Raw genomic sequence first — 24,247 nt, 5'->3', positions numbered from 1 at the left:
TTTACTATTAAGTAAGACTGGGAAATCAATCATCACAGCCTTATTTAATGAATATAAAGGAAACTAGTCTTTATTCTCTTCGAAAGCGGCTTGAGCGACAGCAAGTCGAGCTGCAGGGACCCTATAAGGTGAGCAGGAAACATAGGTGACACCAATTTCCTGGAAGAAAGAGATAGAAGAAGGATCACCACCGACCTCTCCACAAATACCGATAGAAAGGTTTGGTTTTACTTGGCGAGCCTTGCTGATTGCAATACGCATTAATTCACCGACTCCCTCCGGATCAATATGTTGGAATGGATCAGATGAGAGAATGCTCATCTTTTTGTAATGACCAATAAATTTTCCAATATCATCTCGAGAAAAACCATAGGTCATTTGAGTCAAATCGTTAGTACCAAAGCTGAAGAAATCAGCCTCTTGAGCCAGTTTGTCTGCAGTCAGACAAGCGCGTGGTAATTCAATCATGGTACCAATTTCATATGGGAAGGGCTCTTGTTTATATTCTCTAAAGATACACTGGATGTGTTGAGTCAGATAGGATCTTACAAATTCTAACTCCTTTTTATCAGCAATTAAAGGAATCATGATTTCTGGCTTGATTTTTATGCCCTCTTGGTGTAATTTGATGGCACTTCTAAAAATAGCTTCAGTCTGCATTTTGTAAATATTTGGCTGTGTAATTCCAAGGCGACAACCTCTATGGCCCAACATAGGGTTACTTTCTTGTAAGCTTACAATTTGGTTGGCCAGTTTTTCAGGTGACTTACTGAGTTTTTCAGAAAGAAGCTTGATTTCCTGCGGTTCTTTAGGTAAAAATTCATGCATGGGCGGATCTAAAAGCCGGACAATCAGAGGTTTGTCCTCAACTGTTTTGTACATTTGATAGAAGTCTTCTTCTTGGAATTCTAAAAGATTCTTGAGTGCGGCTTTCATTTCTGTTTCCTTATCGGCTAGAATGAGGCGACGCATTTCCAAAATTCGATCCTGACCAAAGAACATATGTTCAGTACGGGCTAGTCCTACCCCTTGGGCACCAAAATTCATAGCTGTCTGTAAATCTTTGACAGTCTCAGCGTTAGCACGAACTTTAAGACGGGCAACTTTATCTGCCCAAGAAAGAAGGCGCTGAAGGTCTTCATTATTCTCAATCAAGACTGTAGGAATTTCTCCGATATAAACACAACCGGAACTACCATCAACAGAAATGATATCTCCCTCTGTTAAAACAAGATTACCACAAGAAAGTGTCTTCTCTTCCTCGCTGATTTTTAGTTCCCCACATCCAGCTACACAACAGGTACCCATTCCTCTAGCAACAACTGCTGCATGAGAAGTCATACCACCTTGGCTGGTAACAATAGCTTGGCTAACGACCATGCCTTCAATATCTTCGGGCGATGTTTCTTGTCTTACTAAAATAACCTTTATTCCTAAATTGTGGAATTCTTTAGCTCGTTCTGCTGTAAAAACTATTTCCCCAGTAGCAGCTCCTGGGCTGGCTGGTAAACCTTGTGCAATGAGAGTTGCTTTTTCCATTGCAGCCTCTTCAAAGACTGGGTGAATGAGCTGACTAATAGAAGAAGGGGATACTCTCATCAGGGCATCTTTTTTACTAATAATACCCTGGTCTACTAAGTCCAAAGCAATTTTTAAAGAAGCTTTAGCTGTGCGTTTGCCATCCCTAGTTTGTAAAATATACAGTTTTCCTTTCTCAATAGTAAATTCGATATCTTGCATGTCTTTGTAGTGGTTTTCAAGGATTCTAGCATACTCTTTAAAGGCTTTGAAAACTTGAGGTTGAGATTTTTCTAAAGTGGCAATTGGTTCTGGAGTTCGTATACCAGCTACGACGTCTTCTCCTTGAGCATTCAGTAAGAATTCACCGAATAGTTGATCTTCTCCACTAGCAGGATTTCTAGTGAAACAGACTCCTGTTCCGCTGTTTTGGTCACTATTTCCAAAGACCATTGCCTGGACGTTAACGGCAGTTCCCAAATCATGAGGAATTTTATTAAGTTCTCGGTAGACCTTGGCCCGATTATTATTCCAAGAATTAAAGACAGCTTGAATAGCAGCAAAAAGTTGGTCCATAGGATTTTCAGGAAAAGATTGGTTCTCTTTAAGATAGATTTCTTTATATTGCTTAACTAATTCTTCATGCTCATCCAAAGTTAAGTCTTTGGCCGTCTTACCACGACGCTCTTCAAAATCTTCTAATAGTTCATCAAAAAGTTCTTTAGAAATTCCATATACAACATCTGCAAACATCTGAAGTAAACGTCGATAGCAATTATAGGCAAAATCAGGATTCGTCTGCTCGGCGAGTATTCTTGTCCTCTGGTCATTAAGTCCAAGATTTAAAATGGTATCCATCATTCCTGGCATAGAAAATTTTGCTCCGCTACGAACCGAAACTAAAAGAAGACTTGAGCTTTCTACGCTAAACGATTTATCGGTTTTTCTTTCTAATTTAGAAACCGCTTCCAAAATATCCTCTTTTAAAGAAGAATCAAAGAAATCGGGATTTTCGAGAAACTTAATACAGCTGTCGGTAGTAATGGTAAAACCTGGAGGAACAGGCAATCCCAAATTGCTCATCTCTGCTAAATTGGCCCCTTTTCCACCAAGGAGTGCCTTGTCGTTTGCGCTTCCTTCTTCGAAGAAATAAATCCATTTTGTCATAGTCGCCTCCAAAACATTAAATATGTGTCACAATTAAAGACAAAACTATTGTAATATACATCATATATATTTGTCAAATGAAAAAACTGCATGTAATGATTGACATATTTCAAATAATTGCTATAATATTCAATAAACATGATGCTTATTTTAAAATTGGTTTAGTAAAATAAAAATAAGCATGTTCTTCCAATCGTTATTTGGAACCTATATAGAATATAGAAAGGTTTTCTGTGAATTGAAATTAAGTGAACGACAAAAAAAGATTGTAGAAATTGTTAAAGACCAGCAACCACTGAGTGGTGAAAAAATATCTGACTTACTAGATATTTCTCGAGCAACGCTACGTTCGGATCTTTCCTTCTTAACCTTGGTTGGAATCCTAAAGGCCACTCCTAAAGTTGGGTATACATATTCAGGCTCTGATTTAGAATCGGTCTTCTTTTTTGATACCTTTAGGAAAGAAGTGGCAGATATTATGACTTCACCAGTCTTGGTCACCAGTGATTCCTATATCCAGGATGCTATTATTACTCTCTTTATGTACGATGCAGATGTTATTTATGTTATCGATGAAGATAAGCTTCTTCTTGGAATTATGTCACGTAAAGATCTTCTGAGGGCTTCTCTCAATTCAAATATTGCCAGTACTCCGGTTGCTGTCTGCATGACCAGGATGCCTCATATTAAAACATGCCATAAAAATATGAATATTTTGGAAGCTGCTGTACTCCTTCAAGATTACGCCATTGATTCCTTGCCGATAGTCGACCAAGAAAATGAACGTCAGATTTTAGGCAGTGTGACAAAGACAGCTTTGTTGGACTATATTATTCAGCAAGCTCGAAGCACTGAGGTAAATAGAGAAGAGGAATAAATATGAAAAAAGAAATGATTGTTTATAGTATTTCGGATTCTTTGGGTGGAACTTCCCAAAAATTATTATCAGCCGTTACAGCTCAATATCCGGACATCATTTTTAATAATAGCTATCGTTTCCCTTTTATCGACAAGGAAGAGGAATTGTTAGAAATTTTACGTGATGCCATCAAGGATGAAGCCCTGGTTATCAGTACCTTGGTCGATGGCAAACTAGCTTCGGTAGCAAGGGAGTTTAGCCTGCTGCATGGTCTATCCTATTTGGATTTGATGCATCCATTTTTTGAAGTTATCAAAGAAAAAACAGGAAGAGACCCGATAGAAGTACCTGGCACCCTTCATCGTTTAGATAGCGAATACTTTAATAAAATTTCAGCGATTGAATTTGCAGTTAAATACGACGATGGTAAAGCACCGCAGGGATTTTTAGAATCAGACATAGTCCTGTTAGGAGTTTCTCGTACTTCTAAAACACCGCTCAGTATTTATCTAGCAAATAAAGGATATAAGGTTTCGAATCTTCCTTTAATTCCAGAAGTTCCCTTGCCTCAGGTCTTGGAAAAAGTTGATTCTCGCCGCCTTATTGGTTTAGTTTGTGAGCCAGAAAAATTGGTTAAGATTCGCAGTAATCGTTTGGATTCTTTGGGCTTGGTCCAGGAAAGCAGCTACACAGATCTTGAGAAGATTTATCAGGAACTGGACTACTCTAAGAAGGTCTTCAGAAAATATGGAGCTAAAGTCATTAATATGTCTGATAAATCAATTGAAGAAACAGCTTTCTTAATCGAGGAGCATTTAAAGAAAATGAACTAAGTAAATGAAGACTTTATAGATTTTCGTAACTAGGTTAGAGCCTTGGAGGACAGAAATGGAGCAATACAAGCGTATTTTACTGAAAGAATTTGATTCTCGCCAAAAGGTGATTACAGAATTGACCAACCTTGAAGCAATTTTGAACCTTCCAAAGGGGACAGAGCTATACATCAGTGATATTCATGGTGAATTTGAGGCCTTTGACTATATTTTAAGAAGCTGTGCTGGTATTCTAAATGAGAAAATAAAGGACTGCTTTGGGGATTCCTTGTCGCAAGATGATAAAAACAGATTGTCAGCCTTGGTTTCATATCCTGAACTTGTTTTGAAGCAAGACGTTAAAATCAGAGATTGGTACAAAGAAACGATTCCTCAGTTATTGACTCTACTGACTTTTGCAGCTGCCAAGTACACTCGGTCAAAGCTTAGGAAGGCATTACCACCTCAGTATGCTTATATCATCGAAGAATTGGTATACAGTGATATAGCTTTAAAAGATAAAAAGTCATATTTTGATAACATCCTCTCCTATGTTATCGAGTTAGGAGAAGCTATTCCCTTTATTCTTGGTGTTTCAAGCAGTATCCGTCGCTTATTGATTGACCATTTGCATGTGGTTGGTGATATTTATGACAGAGGAGCTGGAAGTCCCCAAGTTATGGATGAACTCTTGCAATTTCATTCTTTAGATATTCAGTGGGGGAATCACGACATTATCTGGATGGGGGGCTTTTTTGGTTCAAAAGCCTGTATGTTAAATGCGTTACGTATTGCTGCCCGCTATGGATATCTATGGGATATTGAGAAAGCTTACGGCTTAAATCTTCGGCCCTTAACGTTATTTGCTGATAGGACCTATAAGGTCAACCCTCAGTTTAGGCCTATCCTAGGAAATAGAGAAGATGATTTCACTAGCGAAGAAATTTTACAGTTGGAAAAAGTTCACCAGGCTCTTTCCATTATCCAGTTTAAACTGGAAACTCAACTGATAAACAGAAGGCCAGAATTCCAAATGGAGGATCAGGTTACGCTAGATAAAATTGATTATTTGAAAGAGTTTGTGACAATTGATGGAAAAAACCATGAGTTGATAAATACTTGTTTTCAAACAATTGATCCGGCCAATCCAGCAGAATTAAGTTTAGAAGAATCTCAAGCAGTTGACAGTCTCCTAGCCTCTTTCCAAGGATCTCCTAAACTCGCAGAGCATATAGAACTGTTAATGAAAAAAGGCTCTATGTATAAAATTTACAACCAGCATCTACTCTTTCATGGTTGTATACCACTTGAACCGTCTGGAGAATTGAAACCTCTAATTATTAACCAGTCTCGTTATGCTGGAAGAGAATTGTTGGATTTCTTTGAATACCATATTCGTCAAGCAGCAAAGAATAAGGAAATCGGAGATGATTTTTCAACAGATTTAATCTGGTATTGTTGGCGAGGGGCAGTCTCACCTCTATTTGGTAAAGATAAGATGACAACTCTAGAGCGCTATTTTATTGAAGATAAGGATACTCACAAAGAAGTGGAAAATTCATATTTTTCTTATCGGACTTCAGAGAAAGTCTGCCAGTTGATTTTGGAAGAATTTGGACTTTCCTCTAAAGATTCTAGAATGGTCAACGGCCATACTCCAGTTAAGACTGTGAAGGGAGAATCTCCTATTCGTGGGGGTGGTTTGCTCTTCGTCATTGACGGTGGGCTTTGTAAAGCTTATCAAAAGAAGACAGGTACAGCAGGCTATTCCTTACTAAACAATTCTTACGGTTTTCAATTGGTAACCCATCAGCCTTTTGAAGGCTCACAAAAGGTTGTTGAAGATCCTTTTGCTCAAACATCTTTGAAGAGAGTCATTGAAAATGTTGCGCAACGAACTCTGATTAAATCAACGAGTATTGGTCAAATGCTACTTGCCCAGCAGCAAGAACTTTTTGATTTGCTACATGAGTTTTACGACTGTTAAAACTTGCCCTAAGTTCTATCAGAATTTAGGGCTTTTTCTTTCTTGTTCCAGCCTTCCTTTCATGTTACAATAGAAGAAGTGATTTTAGAAAGCGTGAGAAACCATGATTTACTTTGATAATTCGGCTACGACAAAGCCTTACCCAGAAGCATTAGAGACCTATATGCAAGTTGCTTCAAAAATTATAGGAAATCCTTCCAGTCTCCATCGATTGGGTGACCAGTCTACCAGAATTTTAGAAGCTTCTCGACAGCAGATTGCAGATTTGATTGGCAAAAATAGTGAAGAAGTCTTCTTTACCTCTGGTGGTACTGAAGGGGATAACTGGGTTATCAAAGGAGTTGCATTTGAAAAAGCGCAATTTGGTAGACACATCATCGTGTCAGACATTGAGCACCCAGCAGTCAAGGAGTCAGCTCTCTGGCTCAAAACTCAAGGGTTTGAAGTGGATTTTGCACCTGTAGATGAAAAGGGATTTGCAGATGTAGCCGCTTTGGCAAATCTACTTCGTCCTGATACGACCTTGGTTTCCGTCATGGCAGTCAACAATGAAATCGGCTCTATCCAGCCTATTCAAGCTATCTCAGAACTATTAGCGGATAAGCCAACTGTCTCTTTCCACGTTGATGCTGTTCAGGCCTTGGCTAAGATTCCGACAGAAAAGTATTTGACAGGCCGAGTGGATTTTGCGACCTTCTCTAGTCATAAATTCCACGGCGTTCGTGGTGTTGGCTTTGTCTATATCAAGTCTGGTAAGAAGATTACACCGCTTTTAACTGGTGGTGGTCAAGAGCGTAACTATCGTTCAACGACTGAGAATGTAGCTGGTATTGCAGCGACTGCCAAGGCTCTACGTTTGGCTATGGAGCGACTGGACTTGTTTGCTAGCAAAACAAGTCAGATGAAAGAGATCATTCGTCAAGCTCTTCTTGAATATCCAGATATTTTTGTCTTTTCAGGTGAGGAAGACTTTGCGCCTCATATTTTGACCTTTGGGATTAAGGGTGTTCGCGGTGAAGTCATTGTTCATGCCTTTGAAGACTATGATATTTTCATTTCCACAACATCAGCTTGTTCGTCCAAGGCTGGAAAACCTGCTGGAACCTTGATTGCTATGGGGATTGAAAAAGATAAGGCCCAGTCAGCAGTACGCCTCAGCCTAGACCTAGAAAATGACATGAGTCAAGTGGAGCAGTTCTTGACCAAACTAAAATTAATTTACAATCAAACTAGAAAAGTAAGATAGGAGTATTCATGCAATATTCAGAAATTATGATTCGCTACGGGGAACTTTCAACCAAAGGTAAAAACCGGATGCGTTTCATCAATAAACTACGTAATAACATTTCAGATGTCTTGTCCATCTATCCTCAAGTCAAGGTAACTGCTGATCGCGACCGTGCCCATGTTTATCTCAATGGAGCCGATTATGCAGCAGTAGCTGAATCCCTCAAGCAAGTTTTTGGAATTCAAAACTTTTCTCCAGTATATAAGGTTGAAAAATCTGTCGAGCTTCTGAAGTCTGCTGTCCAAGATATTATGAAAGATATCTACAAGGAAGGCATGACCTTTAAGATCTCTAGCAAACGTAGTGATCACAACTTTGAACTGGATAGTCGTGAACTCAATCAAACGCTTGGTGGAGCAGTTTTTGAAGCTATTCCAAACGTTCAAGTCCAAATGAAAAATCCTGATATCAATCTGCAAGTGGAGATTCGTGAGGAAGCAGCTTACCTTTCTTATGAAACTATTCGTGGTGCGGGTGGTCTGCCAGTTGGAACTTCTGGTAAAGGCATGCTCATGTTATCAGGAGGGATTGACTCGCCTGTAGCAGGGTATCTTGCACTGAAACGTGGTGTAGATATCGAGGCTGTTCACTTTGCTAGCCCTCCATACACAAGTCCAGGTGCCCTCAAGAAAGCCCAAGATTTAACCCGTAAATTGACTAAGTTCGGAGGAAATATCCAGTTTATCGAAGTACCTTTTACTGAGATTCAAGAAGAAATCAAGGCTAAGGCTCCAGAAGCTTATCTGATGACCCTGACTCGTCGCTTTATGATGCGCATTACAGACCGTATCCGTGAAGTGAGAAAAGGTTTGGTCATTATTAATGGTGAAAGTCTTGGTCAGGTGGCAAGCCAAACCCTAGAAAGTATGCAGGCTATCAATGCCGTGACCAATACACCAATTATCCGTCCAGTCGTGACCATGGACAAGTTGGAAATCATTGACATTGCACAAGAAATTGATACCTTTGAAATCTCTATCCAGCCATTTGAGGACTGCTGTACCATTTTTGCGCCAGATCGTCCCAAAACAAATCCGAAGATTAAGAATGCGGAGCAATATGAAGCACGTATGGATGTCGAAGGCTTGGTTGAGAGAGCAGTAGCGGGAATTATGATTACTGAAATTACACCTCAGGCTGAGAAGGATGCAGTCGATGAGTTAATCGATGATCTCCTTTAATCAGAAAAACCAGAGGAAAAGATAAAATAAGTAAAAAAAGTTAGTTTATTGTCTTAAATTTGGACGAAAACCGACTTTTTTCTATTTTTGTGCTATAATAAGATAAAATTTTGAATATAGAGAGTTTTCTGACAATGAATCAATCCTATTTTTATTTGAAAATGCGAGAGCATAAGCTGAAGGTTCCATACACAGGCAAGGAACGCCGTGTACGTGTTCTCCTCCCGAAAAACTATGAGAAAGACACAGATCGAACTTATCCAGTTGTCTATTTCCATGATGGACAAAATGTCTTTTATAGTAAAGAATCCTATGTTGGTCATTCCTGGAAGATTATCCCGGCTATCAAGCGTAATCCGGATATCAGCCGTATGATTGTGGTAGCTATTGACAATGATGGCCTAGGACGTATGAACGAGTATGCCGCTTGGAAATTCCAAGAGTCTAATATTCCCGGTCAGCAGTTTGGTGGGAAGGGAGTCGAGTATGCAGAATTTGTCATGGAAGTGGTTAAACCCTTTATCGATGAAAACTATCGGACAAAATCAGACCGTAAACACACTGCCATGATAGGATCTTCTCTGGGTGGAAATATTACCCAGTTTATTGGCTTGGAGTATCAAGATCAGATTGGATGTTTGGGAGTTTTCTCATCAGCTAACTGGCTTCACCAAGAGGCTTTTGATCGCTATATCGAGCGTAAAAAACTATTACCTGATCAGCGAGTTTTTATCTATGTTGGAACGGAAGAGGCAGATGATACAGATAAGACCCTCATGGCTGGCAATATCAAGCAGGCCTATATTGACTCTTCTCTTCGCTATTATCATGATTTAATAGCAGGAGGAGTTGAGTTGGAAAATCTCTCTCTCAAGGTTCAGGCTGGAGCCATTCACCATGAAGTGCCATGGTCAGAAAATCTACCAGCTTGCCTACGTTTTTTTGCAGAAAATTGGTAATCACTATAAAGGAGACGTTATATGAATATCGAACATCTTAGTCATTGGAGTGGAAATCTAAATCGTGAAATGTATGTCAACCGATACGGACACGCAGGTATCCCAGTTGTTGTCTTTGCATCCTCAGGTGGTAGCCACAATGAATACTATGATTTTGGCATGATTGATGCTTGTGCGTCCTTTATCGAGGAGGGCCGTGTTCAGTTCTTTACACTTTCAAGTGTCGACAGCGAGAGCTGGCTTGCAACTTGGAAAAATGGTCACGACCAAGCTGAAATGCACCGCGCCTATGAACGATATGTCATTGAAGAGGCTATTCCTTTTATCAAGCATAAGACAGGTTGGTTCGACGGTATGATGGCGACAGGTTGCTCCATGGGCGCTTACCATGCCCTCAACTTCTTCCTACAACACCCGGATGTTTTCACGAAAGTAATTGCTCTTAGCGGTGTTTATGATGCACGTTTCTTCGTTGGAGATTACTACAATGACGATGCCATCTATCAAAATTCACCAGTAGATTATATCTGGAATCAAAATGATGGCTGGTTTATCGACCGTTATCGTCAAGCTGAAATTGTGGTCTGTACAGGTCTTGGTGCATGGGAACACGATGGCCTACCTTCTTTCTACAAACTCAAAGAGGCCTTTGACCAAAAACAAATTCCTGCCTGGTTTGCAGAGTGGGGACACGATGTTGCCCATGATTGGGATTGGTGGCGCAAACAAATGCCATATTTCCTCGGTCATATGAGTCTATAAAAGGAGTTGCTTATGAATTATCTTGTAATTTCACCCTATTACCCACAAAATTTCCAACAATTTAGTATTGAACTAGCCAATAAAGGAATTACAGTTCTAGGGATTGGGCAAGAACCCTACGAACAACTAGATGAACCATTGCGCAATAGCTTAACGGAGTACTTCCGAGTTGATAATCTCGAAAATCTTGATGAAGTTAAACGTGCAGTAGCCTTTCTTTTCTATAAGCATGGTCCAATCGATCGCATCGAATCACACAATGAATACTGGCTAGAGTTGGATGCGGCCCTTCGTGAACAGTTCAATGTTTTTGGTGCTAAACCAGAAGACCTCAAAAAAACCAAGTTTAAGTCTGAAATGAAAAAACTCTTCAAAAGAGCAGGAGTTCCTGTTGTGCCAGGAGCTGTCATTGAAACAGAAGCAGATGTTGACAAAGCTGTGAAAGAAATCGGCCTTCCAATGATTGCCAAACCTGACAATGGAGTAGGTGCAGCAGCAACCTTTAAACTTGAAACGGAAGATGATGTCAATCACTTTAAGGCTGAATGGGACCACTCAACCATCTATTTCTTTGAAAAATTTGTCACCTCTAGTGAGATCTGTACCTTCGATGGTTTGGTAGATAGAGATGGAAATATTGTCTTTTCTACGACCTTTGACTACGCCCACACACCCCTCGATCTCATGATCTACAAGATGGATAATTCTTATTACGTTCTTAAAGAGATGGATCCAAAATTGCGTAAATATGGTGAGGCAATTGTCAAAGAATTTGGTATGAAAGAACGTTTCTTCCATATCGAGTTCTTCCGTGAGGGTGATGATTATATTGCCATTGAGTACAATAACCGTCCAGCGGGTGGTTTCACTATTGATGTCTATAACTATGCGCATTCTTTAGATTTGTACAAGGGCTATGCAGCTATCGTTGCAGGTGAAGCATTCCCAGAGTCTCCATTTGAAACCCAGTATTGCTTGGCAACATCTCGTCGCGCCAATGCCAACTATGTTTATTCAGAAGAAGACTTACTTGCTAAATACGGTCAGCAGTTTAAGGTCAAGAAGGTCATGCCAGCAGCCTTTGCTGAATTGCAAGGAGATTATCTCTATATGCTAACGACACCAAGTCGTGAGGAAATGGAGCAGATGATTCAGGACTTTGGGCAACGTCAATAATAGGATATGAAGAGGCTGGGACAAAAGTCCTAGTCTCTCAATTTTATTTGGATTGTCGAGCAAGACGCAGTGGTTGAGTGGGCTCTACTTCGCTGATTTCATCAGCTTTTACAGTCCTACTCAACTGTGCGGAGGTGGGACGACGAAATCGAATTCTAACGAATTACCGATTTCTGTCCCACTCTCTTTTTAAAAAGCCCTAAATAAAAGCGTTTTCTAAGTGAATCTTTAGAATATCTGTTGATAAAAAAAATAAAAATTGATAGAATAGGGATTGTCTAAAAAATAATAAGGAGAATCTATCAATGGATTTCACATGGGCAATTAAATATGCCACAGAATTTTTGGGAACAGCTATCTTAATCGTTTTGGGAAATGGTGCTGTTGCTAACGTTGAACTTAAAGGTACGAAAGGTCACCAAAGTGGCTGGCTCGTTATCGCAGTTGGTTATGGTATGGGGGTTATGATTCCTGCCTTGATGTTTGGTAACGTTTCTGGAAACCACATCAACCCAGCCTTCACCCTAGGTCTTGCAGTTAGCGGTCTATTCCCATGGGCTCAAGTTGCACCTTACATCATTATGCAAGTTTTGGGAGCAATCTTCGGACAAGCATTAGTTGTTGCAACACACCGTCCCTACTACTTGAAGACAGAAAACCCAAATAACATCTTGGGATCTTTCTCAACTATTTCAAGTTTGGACCACGGTACAAAAGAATCACGCTTTGCAGCAACAGTTAACGGTTTTATCAATGAGTTTGTTGGTTCATTCGTTCTTTTCTTTGCAGCTCTTGGATTGACAAAGAACTTCTTCGGAGCTGAAGTTCTTCAATACATGAAGCAAATGGCAACTCAAGCAGGTCAAACTGTTGACTTCTCTGATTTGGCCATTAAAGCTCAAACAGCACCACATACAACAGCAGGTGTTGCGGTAGGTCACATGGCACTTGGTTTCTTGGTAATGGCCTTGGTTACTTCACTTGGTGGACCTTCAGGACCAGGTTTGAACCCAGCTCGTGACTTTGGACCACGTCTTCTTCACGCCTTCCTTCCAAAATCAATCCTTGGTCAACACAAGGGTGATTCAAAATGGTGGTATGCTTGGGTACCAGTAGTTGCACCGATTGCAGCGGCTATTGCAGCAGTAGCGCTCTTCAAATTCCTTTACCTATAAGATTTAAAAACTGGGTTTTCCCAGTTTTTTTCTTTTTAGTACAGTTGTCTCTTTTAGAATTGAATATTGAAATAGTCAGATTTTTTTCTTTTTCTATCAAATGTGAAAATATCTCGAAAATATGGTAAAATAGAGTATTAAGAAATCGTTGAAAAAGGAAGATTATGCGTAAAGAAATTGCACCTGAATTATACAATTACAATAAATTCCCTGGTCCGGAATTTCATATGAATGATACTAAGGTTGAAGCTGAAGGTTTTTCTTTTATCTTGGTTGAAAATAGCAAGGATGCTTTTGATGCAACGGCTTTTACTCAACGTTTCTCCGAAGTTTTAAACAAGTATGATTATATAGTTGGTGACTGGAGTAATGAACAGTTACGCTTGCGTGGATTTTATAAAAATGAACGAGCTGAAGAATCTTTAGAAAAAATCAGTCGTTTACAGGATTATCTACTGGAATACTGTAGTTATGGTTGTGCCTATTTCGTTTTAGAAAATCAGGCGCCGAAACGAGCATCTTTCGACCAGAAGATTCGCAAAAAAGAGGAAGAAAAAGACTCTCGAAGAGGTAAGAAACCTTCCCAAAACAAGAAAAAAAATCATACAGACAAGAGAAATAGACGTCGTCGAAAAGAGCAAAAACCTCAAACAGAGGTTAAGGAAGACCGTCATTTTGTTATTCGTCAGAAATGACCAAAGAATAAGGAGAAGAGATGAAATCGTCGATTTATAGTTTAACTCGTCAAGGAATGCAAGAATGGGTCTTAGAGCAAGGAGAAAAGAAATTCCGAGCTGATCAGATTTGGGAGTGGCTCTACCGTAAACGTGTTCAGACATTTGAAGAAATGACTAACCTATCAAAGGATTTAATTGCTAAGCTTAATGACCAGTTTGTAGTTAATCCCTTGAAGCAACGCATCGTTCAAGAGTCAGCTGATGGAACAGTCAAGTACCTCTTTGAGTTGCCAGATGGTATGTTGATTGAGACTGTCCTGATGCGTCAGCACTACGGTTTATCAGTCTGTGTAACGACTCAGGTAGGATGTAATATCGGTTGTACCTTCTGTGCATCAGGTTTGATTAAGAAGCAACGTGACCTCAATAACGGGGAAATTGTGGCTCAAATTATGCTTGTTCAAAAATATTTTGACGAACGTGGTCAAGATGAGCGTGTCAGTCATATCGTTGTTATGGGTATTGGAGAACCATTTGATAACTACAATAACGTTTTAAACTTCATTCGTACCATCAATGATGACAAGGGAATGGCTATCGGTGCGCGTCATATCACAGTATCCACTTCAGGCTTGGCTCACAAGATTCGCGATTTTGCCAATGAAGGTGTTCAGGTCAACCTTGCTGTCTCACTTCATGCGCCAAACAATGAACTTCGTTCAAGCATCATGAAGATTAACCGTGCCTTCCCAATTGAAAAACTCTTTGCAGCTATCGAATACTACATCGAAACAACCAACCGTCGTGTTACTTTTGAGTATATCATGCTCAATGAAGTTAATGATGGAGTAGAACAGGCGCTTGAGTTGGCAGAGTTGCTCAAAAATATCAAGAAATTGTCATATGTCAACTTGATTCCTTACAACCCAGTTAGTGAGCACGACCAGTATAGTCGAAGCCCAAAAGAGCGTGTCATGGCCTTCTATGATACACTTAAGAAAAAAGGAATCAACTGTGTTGTTCGTCAAGAACACGGTACTGACATCGATGCAGCTTGTGGACAATTGCGTTCAAATACCATGAAGCGTGATCGCCAAAAAGCAGTAGCAGAAGTAAATCCATAAGATGAAACGAAAAAAAATACTTAGCTTGGGAGTCGTGCTATACAGTATCTGTATTATCTGTTTTTGTTTTACTCCTCAGCCAAAACTTCCGATAGGAGTGGAAACTCCAGGTATTCAAACTATTGGACGCCTGGTTTTTCTTTTGACGCCTTTTAACTCCCTTTGGAAACTGGGAGAAGTAACAAGTATCACACAGCTATTTTGGATCTTTTTGCAAAATGCTTTAAATGTCCTCTTGCTCTTCCCTCTGATTTTCCAACTACTCTATCTCACGCCCTATCTAAGAAAAACTAAAAAGGTTCTTCTTCTCAGTTTTTTACTGAGCTTGGGAATCGAGTGTACACAATTAGTTTTGGATTTTTTCTTTGATTTCAATCGGGTCTTTGAGATTGATGATTTATGGACCAATACTTTAGGTGGCTACTTGGCTTGGGTCCTCTATAAACTACTAAATAGAAACTAGATAAGGAATTAAAATGAGTATCTTAGAAGTTAAAAATTTGAGTCACGGTTTTGGTGACCGTGCGATTTTTGAAGACGTGTCCTTCCGTCTCCTCAAGGGTGAACACATCGGACTAGTTGGTGCTAACGGTGAAGGAAAGTCAACCTTCATGAGCATTGTAACTGGTAAAATGTTACCTGATGAAGGTAAGGTGGAATGGTCAAAATATGTGACAGCAGGCTACCTGGACCAGCACGCTGTGCTCAAAGAAGGTCAAACCGTGCGTGATGTCCTTCGTACTGCTTTTGACGAATTATTCAAAGCCGAAGCTCGTATCAATGACCTTTACATGGAAATGGCAGAAGAAGGTGCAGATATTGAAGCTCTGATGGAAGAAGTTGGAGAACTCCAAGATCGTTTAGAGAGCCGTGACTTTTATACCTTGGATGCTAAGATTGACGAAGTCGCGCGTGCTCTTGGTGTCATGGATTATGGTATGGATACGGACGTAACCGCCTTGTCAGGTGGACAACGTACCAAGGTCCTTTTAGCCAAACTCCTTCTTGAAAAGCCAGATATCTTGCTTTTGGACGAGCCAACCAACTATCTGGATGCTGAGCATATTGACTGGCTCAAGCGTTATCTGCAGAACTATGAGAATGCCTTTGTCCTTATTTCGCACGATATTCCATTCCTCAATGATGTGATCAATATCGTATATCACGTTGAAAATCAACAGTTGACACGCTACTCTGGCGATTACTACCAGTTCCAAGAAGTCTATGCTATGAAAAAATCGCAACTAGAAGCAGCCTATGAGCGTCAACAGAAAGAAATTGCTGATCTCAAGGATTTCGTAGCCCGTAATAAGGCGCGTGTTGCTACTCGAAACATGGCCATGTCTCGCCAGAAGAAATTGGATAAGATGGACATTATCGAGCTCCAAAGTGAGAAACCAAAGCCGTCCTTTGATTTTAAACCAGCTCGTACACCTGGACGCTTTATCTTCCAAGCCAAGGATTTACAGATTGGTTACGACCGTCCGCTTACCAAACCTTTGAATCTTACCTTTGAACGCAATCAAAAGGTGGCCATCATTGGTGCCAACGGTATTGGGAAAACAACCCTCTTGAAGAGTCTTTTGGGAATTATCCCACCAATCGCTGGTGAAGTTGAACGTGGGGATTATCTAGAACTCGGCTACTTTGAACAAGAAGTGGAAGGTGGCAATCGCCAGACGCCTCTAGAAGCGGTTTGGAATGCCTTTCCAGCCCTCAATCAAGCAGAAGTGCGTGCAGCCCTTGCCCGCTGTGGTTTGACAACGAAGCACATCGAAAGTCAGATTCAAGTTCTATCTGGTGGTGAACAAGCCAAGGTTCGTTTCTGTCTTTTGATGAACCGTGAGAACAATGTCCTTGTTCTTGACGAACCTACTAACCACTTGGATGTGGATGCCAAGGACGAACTCAAACGTGCTCTGAAAGAATATAAAGGGTCAATCCTTATGGTTTGCCACGAACCAGACTTCTATGAAGGCTGGATGGACCAAATTTGGGATTTCAATGAATTAACATAAAAACCAAGTCTATTTGACTTGGTTTTTTGACTAATTTAGTTGCTTAAGACTATCTTTTTCAAAGTAACTCTTGCCATTTTCAACAACCATCGTGATGGTGACGTCGGTATATTTGCCGTCAGATAAAGTGCTAACAGTGAATTTATAGATACCATCTGATAGAGTTCCGACTGGAAGTGATATTAATTTATCTTTTAAGTAGTCTACACGATTATCATTTTTATGATTTTGACTATCGTCGATTTCACTAAAATTTAAGTGTTTGATAGAAACGATTAAAGATTTATTGTTGATATGTTTGTTAATATCGATATTGTAAAATCCTGCAATATCTGTGTCTCCATTTTCTCTGTTTTTTACAGCTTCTTTAATTAGATTACTATAAAATTTTCTTCTGTCAGCTGGTGTAATCTCGACAGAATAATTCTCTAATAATTTGAAACCAACTGCCTCATTTAGTTTAGTCGCTATATCATCTTTTAATTTTAGATCCTTTATTCTTTCTTCATAGACTTTTAAGACAAATTCGAATTGCTCTAGTGTAACTTTATCAAATAAATCTTTTTCCTTATCATTTTCAAGATAGGAACGAATTTCTTCTTTGTCCTTTTTATCTAATGCTGTCACATGTGTCCCATTTTGCACATCAGAAACATAAATAAAATCGATAAAACTTTCTCCATTCGATAAAGTTTCATTATAGAATAAAGTTGTAAGTGTTCCATTGTATGGTTCAATTAAATGTTTTTTCTCATATACTTCGACTTTTCCTTTTAGTCCAAAGTCTTTAAAATCCTGTACATATTGATCCGTAGAGCCCCATACTGAAACTTTGCTATTAGTGATTAACAAGAGGTTGCATAAGAAAACGACTATAGCTCCAAAAACAAGACTTGATTTGTTTGAAGACTTGTCGTCTTGTTCGAGCTTCGTTTTTTGAAAATTCCCGATAAAGAAAATAGCAGAGTAGAGAAGACTAATACAAAATAATGTTGGAAAATTATCAATATAATTGATCGGCCACCAACGTAGGTAAACTACATTTGATAATTGTAAGCAGACTCCGATAGTCGCTAAAATTACTTGTATACTACTAGTCTTTCGAACTAAGGGATTATCTTTAAAGGTTGATTTTAATTTCAGAGGATCCCTAAAGGCAAAAAAATTACCTAAAAGAATCAAGCCTAATGCTAAAAAGAATACAGGCCATAGAATGAAAAATGCATAACCTGCTGAATAGAAGAGGGCAAAATAAACGAGATTATAGATTAAATATCCTAATAAGACCAAGCAAAGTCGTATCAAGCTTATTTTATATGGTTTCATAGAGAGCCTCCATCAATTATTAACTCTATTATATCATAGATTCATACGTAAGAGAACGCTTCCATAATCGATGCAAGTTAAAGAAAAAGATAGGCACATGACCTATCTTTTATTAATAGTTGAGATATTGTTCAATCTCAGACTTTTGAATTTCTTTTCCATAGTGACAAATCGGGCAAGAAACGAAATAAGTTTTTCCGTAAGGAAAGAGTGGAATCCAGTAAAGAGTAAACTTACGTCCGTATTCCGTAATTTCCCAAGTACCAACATTGTTACAATGGCCACACTCGATAGCAGTTTGTGTATTTCCCAACACTTTTTGATAACCTTTTGACCCCCAAAATAGAATCATTTTATAATCTCCTTAAAATTAATGATGTTATTTTTTACTAAAATCGTAGTCTTTAACAATTTCGATACTGTCGATAGTGATAGCAGTAGTTGGTTTATCTTTTTCATCTTTTTCAGCCTTAGCAATCTTATCTACAACGTCCATACCTTCTATGACTTGTCCAAAGACAGGGTGCTTGCCATCAAGACTAGGATTTCCACCTTCTTTGTAGGCTTCGATAATTTTCTTAGGATAGCTACTTGTAGGAAGTTTAGCAGAATAGTCTGTTGTACTTTGATTGATGAAAAATTGGCTACCATTGGTATTTGGCTGTCCAGTATTTGCCATTGAAAGGGAGCCACGGATATTGTATAGATAAGGAGAGATTTCATTTTTAAAACCAGTTCCAGTATCCTTGGTATTATCCTTGCCATGCCAGATAGATTCCCCACCAGTACCATTCCCTTTTGGATCTCCGCCTTGAATCATAAATCCGTCAATCACACGATGGAAGGTAACACCATTGTAATAACCTTCTTTAGCGTGAGTAAGGAAGTTTTCAACGGCAAGTGGAGCTAACTTTGGAAAGAGCTTGATGCGGATATCGCCTAGGCTTGTGTGGAGGATAGCTTCAGCCTCGTTTTCAGCAACTTCCTTAGAAAGTTGAGGGAAGTTAGCATTTTCATTTGTCAAGGCATCTTTTAAGTCAGCAGCTTCTTTGTTTGCAGCTTTTGAACGTTCTTCCTCGGCAATTTTTGTATCAACGTAATCATCCCCACGAAGTGTACGTTGGAGACTAGTACATCCAGCAAGGACAAAAGTGGAAACTAAGAGAAGTGTAGCTATTTTTTTCATAGTAATCCTTTCAAGAATCATTTATACTATTGTACCTTAATTAACAAAGGATTTCAAATATTAGTAGTTTACAGAACTGGATTAGATAATAGTTGGGATTTCATCATCATCTTGAAAATATTCAACATTAATCAATGAACTTAATGCTAGGTCTCGAAAAGAATTATGCTTCCTCTTTCTGTCTGAGTTCAAAGAGGTCTTCTACTTTCAGATTAAAAACTTGAGCAATTTTAAGAGCCATTTCCAGTGAAGGATTGTAACGGTTATTTTCCAAGTGCAGAATTGTCTCGCGTCGCATGCCGATGAGGTCGGCTAACTCCTGCTGGGTCATGCCTGTGGACTCACGAACAGATTTAAGATTAGTAATAATATTGCTTTCTTTGGCCATACTTATCCTCTCCGTTCCAAGATAAGATAGACAACCGCAAAGATGCAAATCAAGGCAGCTATGCTAATAAATATCTGTCCCATGTAAAGAGTGAGAGACCCCATATACCCAATGATAACTGCTAGGATCATCAGTGCGCCTAGTATAAAAACAAACATTAAGCTAGTTGCCTTGGCTAAATTAGCATAAAAGCGTTCGTCCGGAGTTTCCTTGACATTTTTCAAACAGAAAAAAGCAAATAAAATCACTTCGATAACGAGGCCAATTCCCAAAATCCATTCTTTAATACCAGAACTTTCGCTTGGGGTCGCAACCCAAATTCCTAATGTATAAAAAATACTTGCTGCAAACAAAAGTATCGTGTAAAGCTTAGCAGACAAGTCAAAAATAATCTTTCCCTTACCTTTCTGACTTTTATGAGACCATAGTTTCATATGTAGCCAGCTCCAAATAGCTACAATTTGACATTGCACTGAAATACCAGTAATAACTAACTTGGGTCCCCAACTAAGATTAGAACCAAATAAAACAATAAAATCAATAAAGAGAGCTACGGCAATCATTGCAATGAGGCCACGCATTTTTTGACTTTTTTTCATGATAGACTCCTTTTTTATGTTATAAATATATAACATTTAAATTTTATGTTATAAATATATCACACTTAAATTTAGAAAGCAAGAATTTATGTGTCAATGTGGCAATTATTTGAAAAAATTTTTTAATAAAAGCTCTTGATAGTCAAACAACTAAAGAATTCTTTGAAGCAATGCATCGTATTTGGTTTGGATAGTTTCGTTAATAAGTTCTTGTTTCATTTGGGAACGGGCTTGGGATTTAGGAGACAAGCATCCAAATCACGTTCAGGATAAATGAAGGATTTGACTTGGTGGTCTTTATAAATGTCCTTAATTGTAGTATTCATAAAGTTTCTCTTTCTAATTTATCCCTATTAGTCTAAAAAATTTAAAAATTATAAAGTCTGTCAAGTTTTTTTCTTGACACCTCTCAGAAATTTGCTATAATAGAACATGTGCTAAATAGCCTAGCTATTTCACCGAATTAAAAAATAAAAGAAAAGAGATATTAAAAATGGCAGTAAAAATCCGTTTGACTCGTATGGGTTCTAAGAAAAAACCTTTCTACCGTATTAACGTTGCAGATTCACGTTCACCACGTGACGGACGTTTCATCGAAACTGTTGGAACATACAACCCACTTGTTGCTGAAAACCAAGTAACTTTGAAAGAAGACCGCGTTCTTGCATGGTTGGCTGATGGAGCTCAACCTTCAGATACAGTACGTAACATCCTTTCAAAAGAAGGCGTATTGAAAAAATTCCACGATTCTAAATTCTCTAAATAAGTTTAAAGTAGGTTGACAGATGGATACGATTGAAAATCTCATTATTGCAATTGTGAAACCTTTGATTTCACAACCAGATGCCTTAACTATCAAAATTCAAGACACTCCAGAGTTTATGGAATACCATTTGAATCTTGACCAGAGTGATGTAGGTCGTGTGATTGGACGTAAAGGTCGCACTATCTCAGCGATAAGAACGATTGTCTACTCTGTCCCAACTGAAGACAAAAAAGTAAGAATCGTTATTGATGAAAAATAAAAAGAGCGGGACTTAGGTCTCGCTTTTTTTGCAAGGAGAATGGCATGAAAGATGTAACTATTAGACAATTAGAGGCCTATTTGTTAGAACATTACAAGAAATCACGAACAGAGGAAGGTCTTTTTATAAAATTAGTTGAAGAGGTCGGAGAAGTAGCTGAAGTTTTGAATGGACGTTCTGGGCGAAAAACAGGGGTTCAAGACTCAAATATTGAATTAGCAATCGAACTAGCTGATATTATTCACTATACAATTGCGATTGCAGCTATAAATAATATTGATTTAACGAAGACAATTTTTGAGAAAGACAAGAAAGCATCTATTAAATACAATCATGAACGAAATCTAGAACAGTATCTTGATGAGACTAACGAAAGCAGTCATCATTAAGTACCAGTTTTCAATCTGATACATTATTACTTGAAAGCATCTAGATTCAAAGGGAGTTATAATCAATGAACGAAAAAACAAAAGCCTATTTGGCAGCCTTAGCTTTTTCAACTATTATTGGGTTTTCTTTTCTATTTACCAAGGTTGCCTTAGGATTTGCTAGTCCTTTGACCAACTTAGCCCATCGTTATACTGTAGCAGCTCTAGTCTTATTCATTCTTCAACAAACCAAGGTGATACAAGTAAAGCTTACAAAAGAGGATATTTTATCAATCTTACCAATGAGTTTCTTTTACCCCCTCCTCTTTTTCATGTTCCAATCTTTTGCTCTCCAGTATATCTCATCCTCCGAAGCTGGAATTTTTCAAGCCCTGGTGCCCATCATTACCCTCATTTTGGCCTCTATCTTTTTAAAGGAAAAGACTACTTTAGTTCAAAAGTTCTTTCTTTTTCTTTCTGTTGCAGGGGTTGTTTATATTTTTCTTAGTAAGGGAGCTAATTTTGGATCAGGGACAGCTATCTTTGGCTACGTCTTGATGCTTGGATCGGTCTTCTCAAATGCCATTAATAATATCCTAAGCAAGTATAAGGGAGGCCAGTACAAGGTTTTGGATCTAACTGTAGTTGTGATTCTAGTCGGCTTTTTTGTTTTTAATAGCATAAGTCTCTTTTCTCACATCTCTAGTGGAAATCCAATGGGCTATTTTGAACCCCTTGGTCATATTGGCTATATCTTTTCTATCCTCTATTTAGGAATTCTAGCCTCAATCGTAACAGCGGCTTTATCTATTTATGCTATTGTTAGACTAGGAGCATCAACAGTTAGTGTTTTTGGAAATCTAGGAACTGTTTTAACCATTGTAGCAGGAGCGGTAGTTCTGCAGGAGCCAATTTATAGTTATCACTTAATCGGAGCTAGTCTCATAATTGGAGGGATATTAGGGATGAATCTAATCAGAAGTAAATAGGTGGCTTCAATGCCACTCTGCTTCAGCTTGTGAAAATCCCTGTAACATGATAAAATAAAGGGAGAATTAGATACAGGAGACAAGATGAACTACTTTAACGTTGGGAAAATCGTCAATACGCAGGGGCTACAGGGTGAAATGCGGGTCTTATCGGTGACAGATTTTTCTGAAGAACGCTTTAAAAAAGGTGCAGAGTTAGCCTTATTTGATGAAAACGATCAGTTTGTTCGAACAGTGGTTATAGCTAGTCACCGAAAGCAAAAAAACTTTGATATCATCAAGTTCAAGGATATGTACCATATCAATGATATTGAAAAATACAAGGGTTACAGTCTGAAGGTTGCAGAGGAAAATCTCAATGACCTCGATGATGGTGAGTTTTACTACCATGAGATTATTGGATTAGAGGTATATGAAAACGATCAGCTAATCGGCACCATTAAGGAAATCCTTCAACCAGGAGCTAATGATGTTTGGGTGGTTAAGAGAAAAGGTAAACGAGACCTTCTCTTACCTTATATTCCGCCAGTTATTCTCAATGTTGATATTCCTAATAACCGTGTCGATGTAGAACTCTTAGAAGGGTTGGACGATGAAGATTGATATTTTAACCCTCTTTCCTGAAATGTTTTCACCGCTAGAGCATTCGATTGTTGGGAAAGCTCGTGAAAAGGGACTTTTAGATATTCAATACCATAATTTTCGAGATTACGCAGAAAAAGCCCGTCATGTGGATGACGAACCCTATGGTGGTGGTCAAGGTATGCTACTTCGAGCACAACCGATTTTTGATGCTTTTGATGCCATTGAAAAGAATAATCCTCGCGTGATTCTCTTAGACCCAGCTGGAAAACAGTTTGACCAAGCCTATGCTGAAGATTTGGCTCAAGAAGAGGAACTCATCTTTATCTGTGGGCACTATGAGGGCTATGATGAGCGTATTAAGACCTTAGTTACAGATGAAATATCTCTTGGAGATTATGTACTAACTGGAGGAGAGCTTGCAGCAATGACCATGATTGATGCTACAGTTCGCTTGATACCAGAGGTGATTGGTAAAGAGTCTAGTCACCAAGATGATAGTTTTTCATCAGGCCTACTCGAGTATCCGCAGTATACACGGCCTTATGACTATCGTGGTATGGTGGTTCCAGAGGTGCTTATGAGTGGTCACCATGAGAAGATTCGACAATGGCGACTCTATGAAAGTCTTAAGAAAACCTACCAACGTAGACCTGACTTGCTGGAACATTATGAATTGACAGCAGAAGAAGAAAAAATGTTGGCTGAAATTAAAGAAAAAAACGATTAAAAGGAGAAACCTATGCAAGTAATTAAACGTGATGGACAAGTCGCAGACTTTAACCCAGATAAAATCTATCAGGCTATTTTAAAAGCCGCGCAGACAGTCTATGTCTTGACAGATGATTTGCGCCAAAATCTAGCCCAAGTCACTAAGAAAGTTGTGTTGGATCTTGAAGAAGCCAAAGTGGAACGTGCAACTATCAGTATGATCCAGTCAATGGTTGAGCATCGTTTGCTAGGTGCAGGCTACATCACCATTGCTGAACACTATATCTCTTACCGCTTGCAACGTGACTTGGAGAGAAGTGGCTATGGTGATCACATTGCAGTTCACCTACATTTTGAACAAATTCGCTAA

At 38.9% G+C, this 24,247-nt stretch carries 26 protein-coding genes; 20 read left to right on the top strand and 6 right to left on the bottom strand.

What is annotated here, in order from left to right:
• Positions 1 to 63: 63 nt before the first annotated feature.
• Entirely contained in the window at positions 64 to 2,685 is a 2,622-nt protein-coding gene (gene ppdK, locus QM847_RS02285; RefSeq protein WP_414353485.1) for a pyruvate, phosphate dikinase, read from the bottom strand.
• A gap of 238 nt (positions 2,686 to 2,923) precedes the next feature.
• On the opposite strand from ppdK, the gene QM847_RS02280 reads away from it, so the two are divergent.
• The 13 genes from QM847_RS02280 (at position 2,924) to QM847_RS02220 (ending at position 16,703) form a co-directional block, all read left to right on the top strand.
• Positions 2,924 to 3,562 (top strand): CBS domain-containing protein, encoded by a 639-nt coding sequence (locus QM847_RS02280; RefSeq protein WP_075567847.1) that lies wholly within the window; start codon positions 2,924 to 2,926, stop codon positions 3,560 to 3,562.
• A 2-nt stretch (positions 3,563 to 3,564) separates the two neighbouring features.
• A complete protein-coding gene (locus tag QM847_RS02275) occupies positions 3,565 to 4,377 on the top strand; it encodes a pyruvate, water dikinase regulatory protein (protein ID WP_414353482.1) in 813 nt (270 codons plus the stop codon).
• Between the two features lie 55 nt (positions 4,378 to 4,432).
• The gene (locus tag QM847_RS02270; RefSeq protein WP_414353480.1) at positions 4,433 to 6,343 is read left to right on the top strand and encodes a fructose-1,6-bisphosphatase; all 1,911 of its coding nucleotides are present in this window, start codon (positions 4,433 to 4,435) and stop codon (positions 6,341 to 6,343) included.
• A 103-nt stretch (positions 6,344 to 6,446) separates the two neighbouring features.
• Positions 6,447 to 7,589 carry a cysteine desulfurase family protein gene (locus QM847_RS02265; protein ID WP_269797045.1) on the top strand — a complete coding sequence of 381 codons (1,143 nt, stop codon included), beginning with the start codon at positions 6,447 to 6,449 and terminating at the stop codon, positions 7,587 to 7,589.
• 8 nt (positions 7,590 to 7,597) lie between these two features.
• A complete protein-coding gene (gene thiI, locus QM847_RS02260; RefSeq protein WP_269797046.1) occupies positions 7,598 to 8,812 on the top strand; it encodes a tRNA uracil 4-sulfurtransferase ThiI in 1,215 nt (404 codons plus the stop codon).
• Positions 8,813 to 8,946: 134 nt separating this feature from the next.
• The gene (locus QM847_RS02255; protein WP_269797047.1) at positions 8,947 to 9,771 is read left to right on the top strand and encodes an alpha/beta hydrolase; all 825 of its coding nucleotides are present in this window, start codon (positions 8,947 to 8,949) and stop codon (positions 9,769 to 9,771) included.
• A 21-nt stretch (positions 9,772 to 9,792) separates the two neighbouring features.
• Positions 9,793 to 10,533 (top strand): esterase family protein, encoded by a 741-nt coding sequence (locus QM847_RS02250; protein WP_269797048.1) that lies wholly within the window; start codon positions 9,793 to 9,795, stop codon positions 10,531 to 10,533.
• A 12-nt stretch (positions 10,534 to 10,545) separates the two neighbouring features.
• Positions 10,546 to 11,709, top strand: coding sequence for an ATP-grasp domain-containing protein (locus tag QM847_RS02245; protein ID WP_269797049.1), 1,164 nt, complete (start codon positions 10,546 to 10,548; stop codon positions 11,707 to 11,709).
• Between the two features lie 305 nt (positions 11,710 to 12,014).
• A complete protein-coding gene (gene gla / locus QM847_RS02240; RefSeq protein ID WP_269797050.1) occupies positions 12,015 to 12,884 on the top strand; it encodes an aquaglyceroporin Gla in 870 nt (289 codons plus the stop codon).
• 164 nt (positions 12,885 to 13,048) lie between these two features.
• Entirely contained in the window at positions 13,049 to 13,579 is a 531-nt protein-coding gene (locus QM847_RS02235; protein ID WP_269797051.1) for a YutD family protein, read from the top strand.
• Between the two features lie 20 nt (positions 13,580 to 13,599).
• Positions 13,600 to 14,685, top strand: a complete 1,086-nt coding sequence (rlmN, locus tag QM847_RS02230; RefSeq protein WP_269797052.1) for a 23S rRNA (adenine(2503)-C(2))-methyltransferase RlmN — start codon at positions 13,600 to 13,602, stop codon at positions 14,683 to 14,685.
• A gap of 1 nt (position 14,686) precedes the next feature.
• On the top strand, positions 14,687 to 15,148 hold the full coding sequence (locus tag QM847_RS02225; protein WP_269797053.1) for a VanZ family protein: 462 nt from the start codon (positions 14,687 to 14,689) through the stop codon (positions 15,146 to 15,148).
• Positions 15,149 to 15,161: 13 nt separating this feature from the next.
• Positions 15,162 to 16,703, top strand: a complete 1,542-nt coding sequence (locus QM847_RS02220; RefSeq protein WP_269797054.1) for an ABC-F family ATP-binding cassette domain-containing protein — start codon at positions 15,162 to 15,164, stop codon at positions 16,701 to 16,703.
• Between the two features lie 30 nt (positions 16,704 to 16,733).
• On the opposite strand, the gene QM847_RS02215 is transcribed toward QM847_RS02220, so the two are convergent.
• From QM847_RS02215 to QM847_RS02195, 5 genes are all read right to left on the bottom strand, one after another.
• The gene (locus tag QM847_RS02215) at positions 16,734 to 18,029 is read right to left on the bottom strand and encodes a hypothetical protein (RefSeq protein WP_414353473.1); all 1,296 of its coding nucleotides are present in this window, start codon (positions 18,027 to 18,029) and stop codon (positions 16,734 to 16,736) included.
• A 112-nt stretch (positions 18,030 to 18,141) separates the two neighbouring features.
• Complete coding sequence (locus QM847_RS02210) at positions 18,142 to 18,381, bottom strand: zinc-ribbon domain-containing protein (protein ID WP_142556861.1); 240 nt, start codon at positions 18,379 to 18,381, stop codon at positions 18,142 to 18,144.
• Between the two features lie 27 nt (positions 18,382 to 18,408).
• Complete coding sequence (locus tag QM847_RS02205) at positions 18,409 to 19,215, bottom strand: peptidylprolyl isomerase (RefSeq protein ID WP_414353470.1); 807 nt, start codon at positions 19,213 to 19,215, stop codon at positions 18,409 to 18,411.
• A gap of 163 nt (positions 19,216 to 19,378) precedes the next feature.
• Complete coding sequence (locus tag QM847_RS02200; protein ID WP_042769224.1) at positions 19,379 to 19,603, bottom strand: helix-turn-helix transcriptional regulator; 225 nt, start codon at positions 19,601 to 19,603, stop codon at positions 19,379 to 19,381.
• Positions 19,604 to 19,605: 2 nt separating this feature from the next.
• The gene (locus QM847_RS02195; RefSeq protein ID WP_414353469.1) at positions 19,606 to 20,202 is read right to left on the bottom strand and encodes a DUF3796 domain-containing protein; all 597 of its coding nucleotides are present in this window, start codon (positions 20,200 to 20,202) and stop codon (positions 19,606 to 19,608) included.
• Between the two features lie 493 nt (positions 20,203 to 20,695).
• On the opposite strand from QM847_RS02195, the gene rpsP reads away from it, so the two are divergent.
• The 7 genes from rpsP (at position 20,696) to QM847_RS02160 (ending at position 24,247) form a co-directional block, all read left to right on the top strand.
• Entirely contained in the window at positions 20,696 to 20,968 is a 273-nt protein-coding gene (gene rpsP / locus QM847_RS02190) for a 30S ribosomal protein S16 (protein WP_000268760.1), read from the top strand.
• A gap of 19 nt (positions 20,969 to 20,987) precedes the next feature.
• Positions 20,988 to 21,227, top strand: coding sequence for an RNA-binding protein KphA (gene kphA, locus QM847_RS02185; protein ID WP_075567830.1), 240 nt, complete (start codon positions 20,988 to 20,990; stop codon positions 21,225 to 21,227).
• A 44-nt stretch (positions 21,228 to 21,271) separates the two neighbouring features.
• The gene (locus QM847_RS02180) at positions 21,272 to 21,616 is read left to right on the top strand and encodes a MazG nucleotide pyrophosphohydrolase domain-containing protein (protein ID WP_269797059.1); all 345 of its coding nucleotides are present in this window, start codon (positions 21,272 to 21,274) and stop codon (positions 21,614 to 21,616) included.
• 65 nt (positions 21,617 to 21,681) lie between these two features.
• Entirely contained in the window at positions 21,682 to 22,584 is a 903-nt protein-coding gene (locus tag QM847_RS02175) for a DMT family transporter (protein WP_414353468.1), read from the top strand.
• Between the two features lie 84 nt (positions 22,585 to 22,668).
• Positions 22,669 to 23,187 (top strand): ribosome maturation factor RimM, encoded by a 519-nt coding sequence (rimM, locus tag QM847_RS02170; RefSeq protein ID WP_414353467.1) that lies wholly within the window; start codon positions 22,669 to 22,671, stop codon positions 23,185 to 23,187.
• Complete coding sequence (gene trmD, locus QM847_RS02165) at positions 23,177 to 23,896, top strand: tRNA (guanosine(37)-N1)-methyltransferase TrmD (RefSeq protein WP_414353466.1); 720 nt, start codon at positions 23,177 to 23,179, stop codon at positions 23,894 to 23,896. Before rimM ends, trmD begins: the two co-directional genes overlap by 11 nt.
• A gap of 12 nt (positions 23,897 to 23,908) precedes the next feature.
• A complete protein-coding gene (locus QM847_RS02160; protein WP_075567824.1) occupies positions 23,909 to 24,247 on the top strand; it encodes an ATP cone domain-containing protein in 339 nt (112 codons plus the stop codon).

It is taken from the genome of Streptococcus timonensis (assembly GCF_047463455.1).
Classification (GTDB): domain Bacteria; phylum Bacillota; class Bacilli; order Lactobacillales; family Streptococcaceae; genus Streptococcus; species Streptococcus timonensis_B.
This window is presented reverse-complemented; position numbering and strand designations above follow the sequence as displayed.

Bases quoted from the DNA above. Each gene is read 5' to 3' on its own strand.
- QM847_RS02255 (WP_269797047.1), top strand. From the start codon at position 8,947: ATGAATCAATCCTATTTTTATTTGAAAATGCGAGAGCATAAGCTGAAG.
- QM847_RS02160 (WP_075567824.1), top strand. From the start codon at position 23,909: ATGCAAGTAATTAAACGTGATGGACAAGTCGCAGACTTTAACCCAGAT.
- QM847_RS02265 (WP_269797045.1), top strand. From the start codon at position 6,447: ATGATTTACTTTGATAATTCGGCTACGACAAAGCCTTACCCAGAAGCA.
- QM847_RS02175 (WP_414353468.1), top strand. From the start codon at position 21,682: ATGAACGAAAAAACAAAAGCCTATTTGGCAGCCTTAGCTTTTTCAACT.
- rimM (WP_414353467.1), top strand. From the start codon at position 22,669: ATGAACTACTTTAACGTTGGGAAAATCGTCAATACGCAGGGGCTACAG.
- QM847_RS02225 (WP_269797053.1), top strand. From the start codon at position 14,687: ATGAAACGAAAAAAAATACTTAGCTTGGGAGTCGTGCTATACAGTATC.
- QM847_RS02235 (WP_269797051.1), top strand. From the start codon at position 13,049: ATGCGTAAAGAAATTGCACCTGAATTATACAATTACAATAAATTCCCT.
- trmD (WP_414353466.1), top strand. From the start codon at position 23,177: ATGAAGATTGATATTTTAACCCTCTTTCCTGAAATGTTTTCACCGCTA.
- ppdK (WP_414353485.1), bottom strand. From the start codon at position 2,685: ATGACAAAATGGATTTATTTCTTCGAAGAAGGAAGCGCAAACGACAAG.
- QM847_RS02245 (WP_269797049.1), top strand. From the start codon at position 10,546: ATGAATTATCTTGTAATTTCACCCTATTACCCACAAAATTTCCAACAA.
- QM847_RS02270 (WP_414353480.1), top strand. From the start codon at position 4,433: ATGGAGCAATACAAGCGTATTTTACTGAAAGAATTTGATTCTCGCCAA.
- QM847_RS02215 (WP_414353473.1), bottom strand. From the start codon at position 18,029: ATGAAACCATATAAAATAAGCTTGATACGACTTTGCTTGGTCTTATTA.
- QM847_RS02200 (WP_042769224.1), bottom strand. From the start codon at position 19,603: ATGGCCAAAGAAAGCAATATTATTACTAATCTTAAATCTGTTCGTGAG.
- QM847_RS02180 (WP_269797059.1), top strand. From the start codon at position 21,272: ATGAAAGATGTAACTATTAGACAATTAGAGGCCTATTTGTTAGAACAT.
- kphA (WP_075567830.1), top strand. From the start codon at position 20,988: ATGGATACGATTGAAAATCTCATTATTGCAATTGTGAAACCTTTGATT.
- QM847_RS02275 (WP_414353482.1), top strand. From the start codon at position 3,565: ATGAAAAAAGAAATGATTGTTTATAGTATTTCGGATTCTTTGGGTGGA.
- QM847_RS02195 (WP_414353469.1), bottom strand. From the start codon at position 20,202: ATGAAAAAAAGTCAAAAAATGCGTGGCCTCATTGCAATGATTGCCGTA.
- QM847_RS02220 (WP_269797054.1), top strand. From the start codon at position 15,162: ATGAGTATCTTAGAAGTTAAAAATTTGAGTCACGGTTTTGGTGACCGT.
- QM847_RS02250 (WP_269797048.1), top strand. From the start codon at position 9,793: ATGAATATCGAACATCTTAGTCATTGGAGTGGAAATCTAAATCGTGAA.
- QM847_RS02210 (WP_142556861.1), bottom strand. From the start codon at position 18,381: ATGATTCTATTTTGGGGGTCAAAAGGTTATCAAAAAGTGTTGGGAAAT.
- thiI (WP_269797046.1), top strand. From the start codon at position 7,598: ATGCAATATTCAGAAATTATGATTCGCTACGGGGAACTTTCAACCAAA.
- rlmN (WP_269797052.1), top strand. From the start codon at position 13,600: ATGAAATCGTCGATTTATAGTTTAACTCGTCAAGGAATGCAAGAATGG.
- gla (WP_269797050.1), top strand. From the start codon at position 12,015: ATGGATTTCACATGGGCAATTAAATATGCCACAGAATTTTTGGGAACA.
- QM847_RS02205 (WP_414353470.1), bottom strand. From the start codon at position 19,215: ATGAAAAAAATAGCTACACTTCTCTTAGTTTCCACTTTTGTCCTTGCT.
- rpsP (WP_000268760.1), top strand. From the start codon at position 20,696: ATGGCAGTAAAAATCCGTTTGACTCGTATGGGTTCTAAGAAAAAACCT.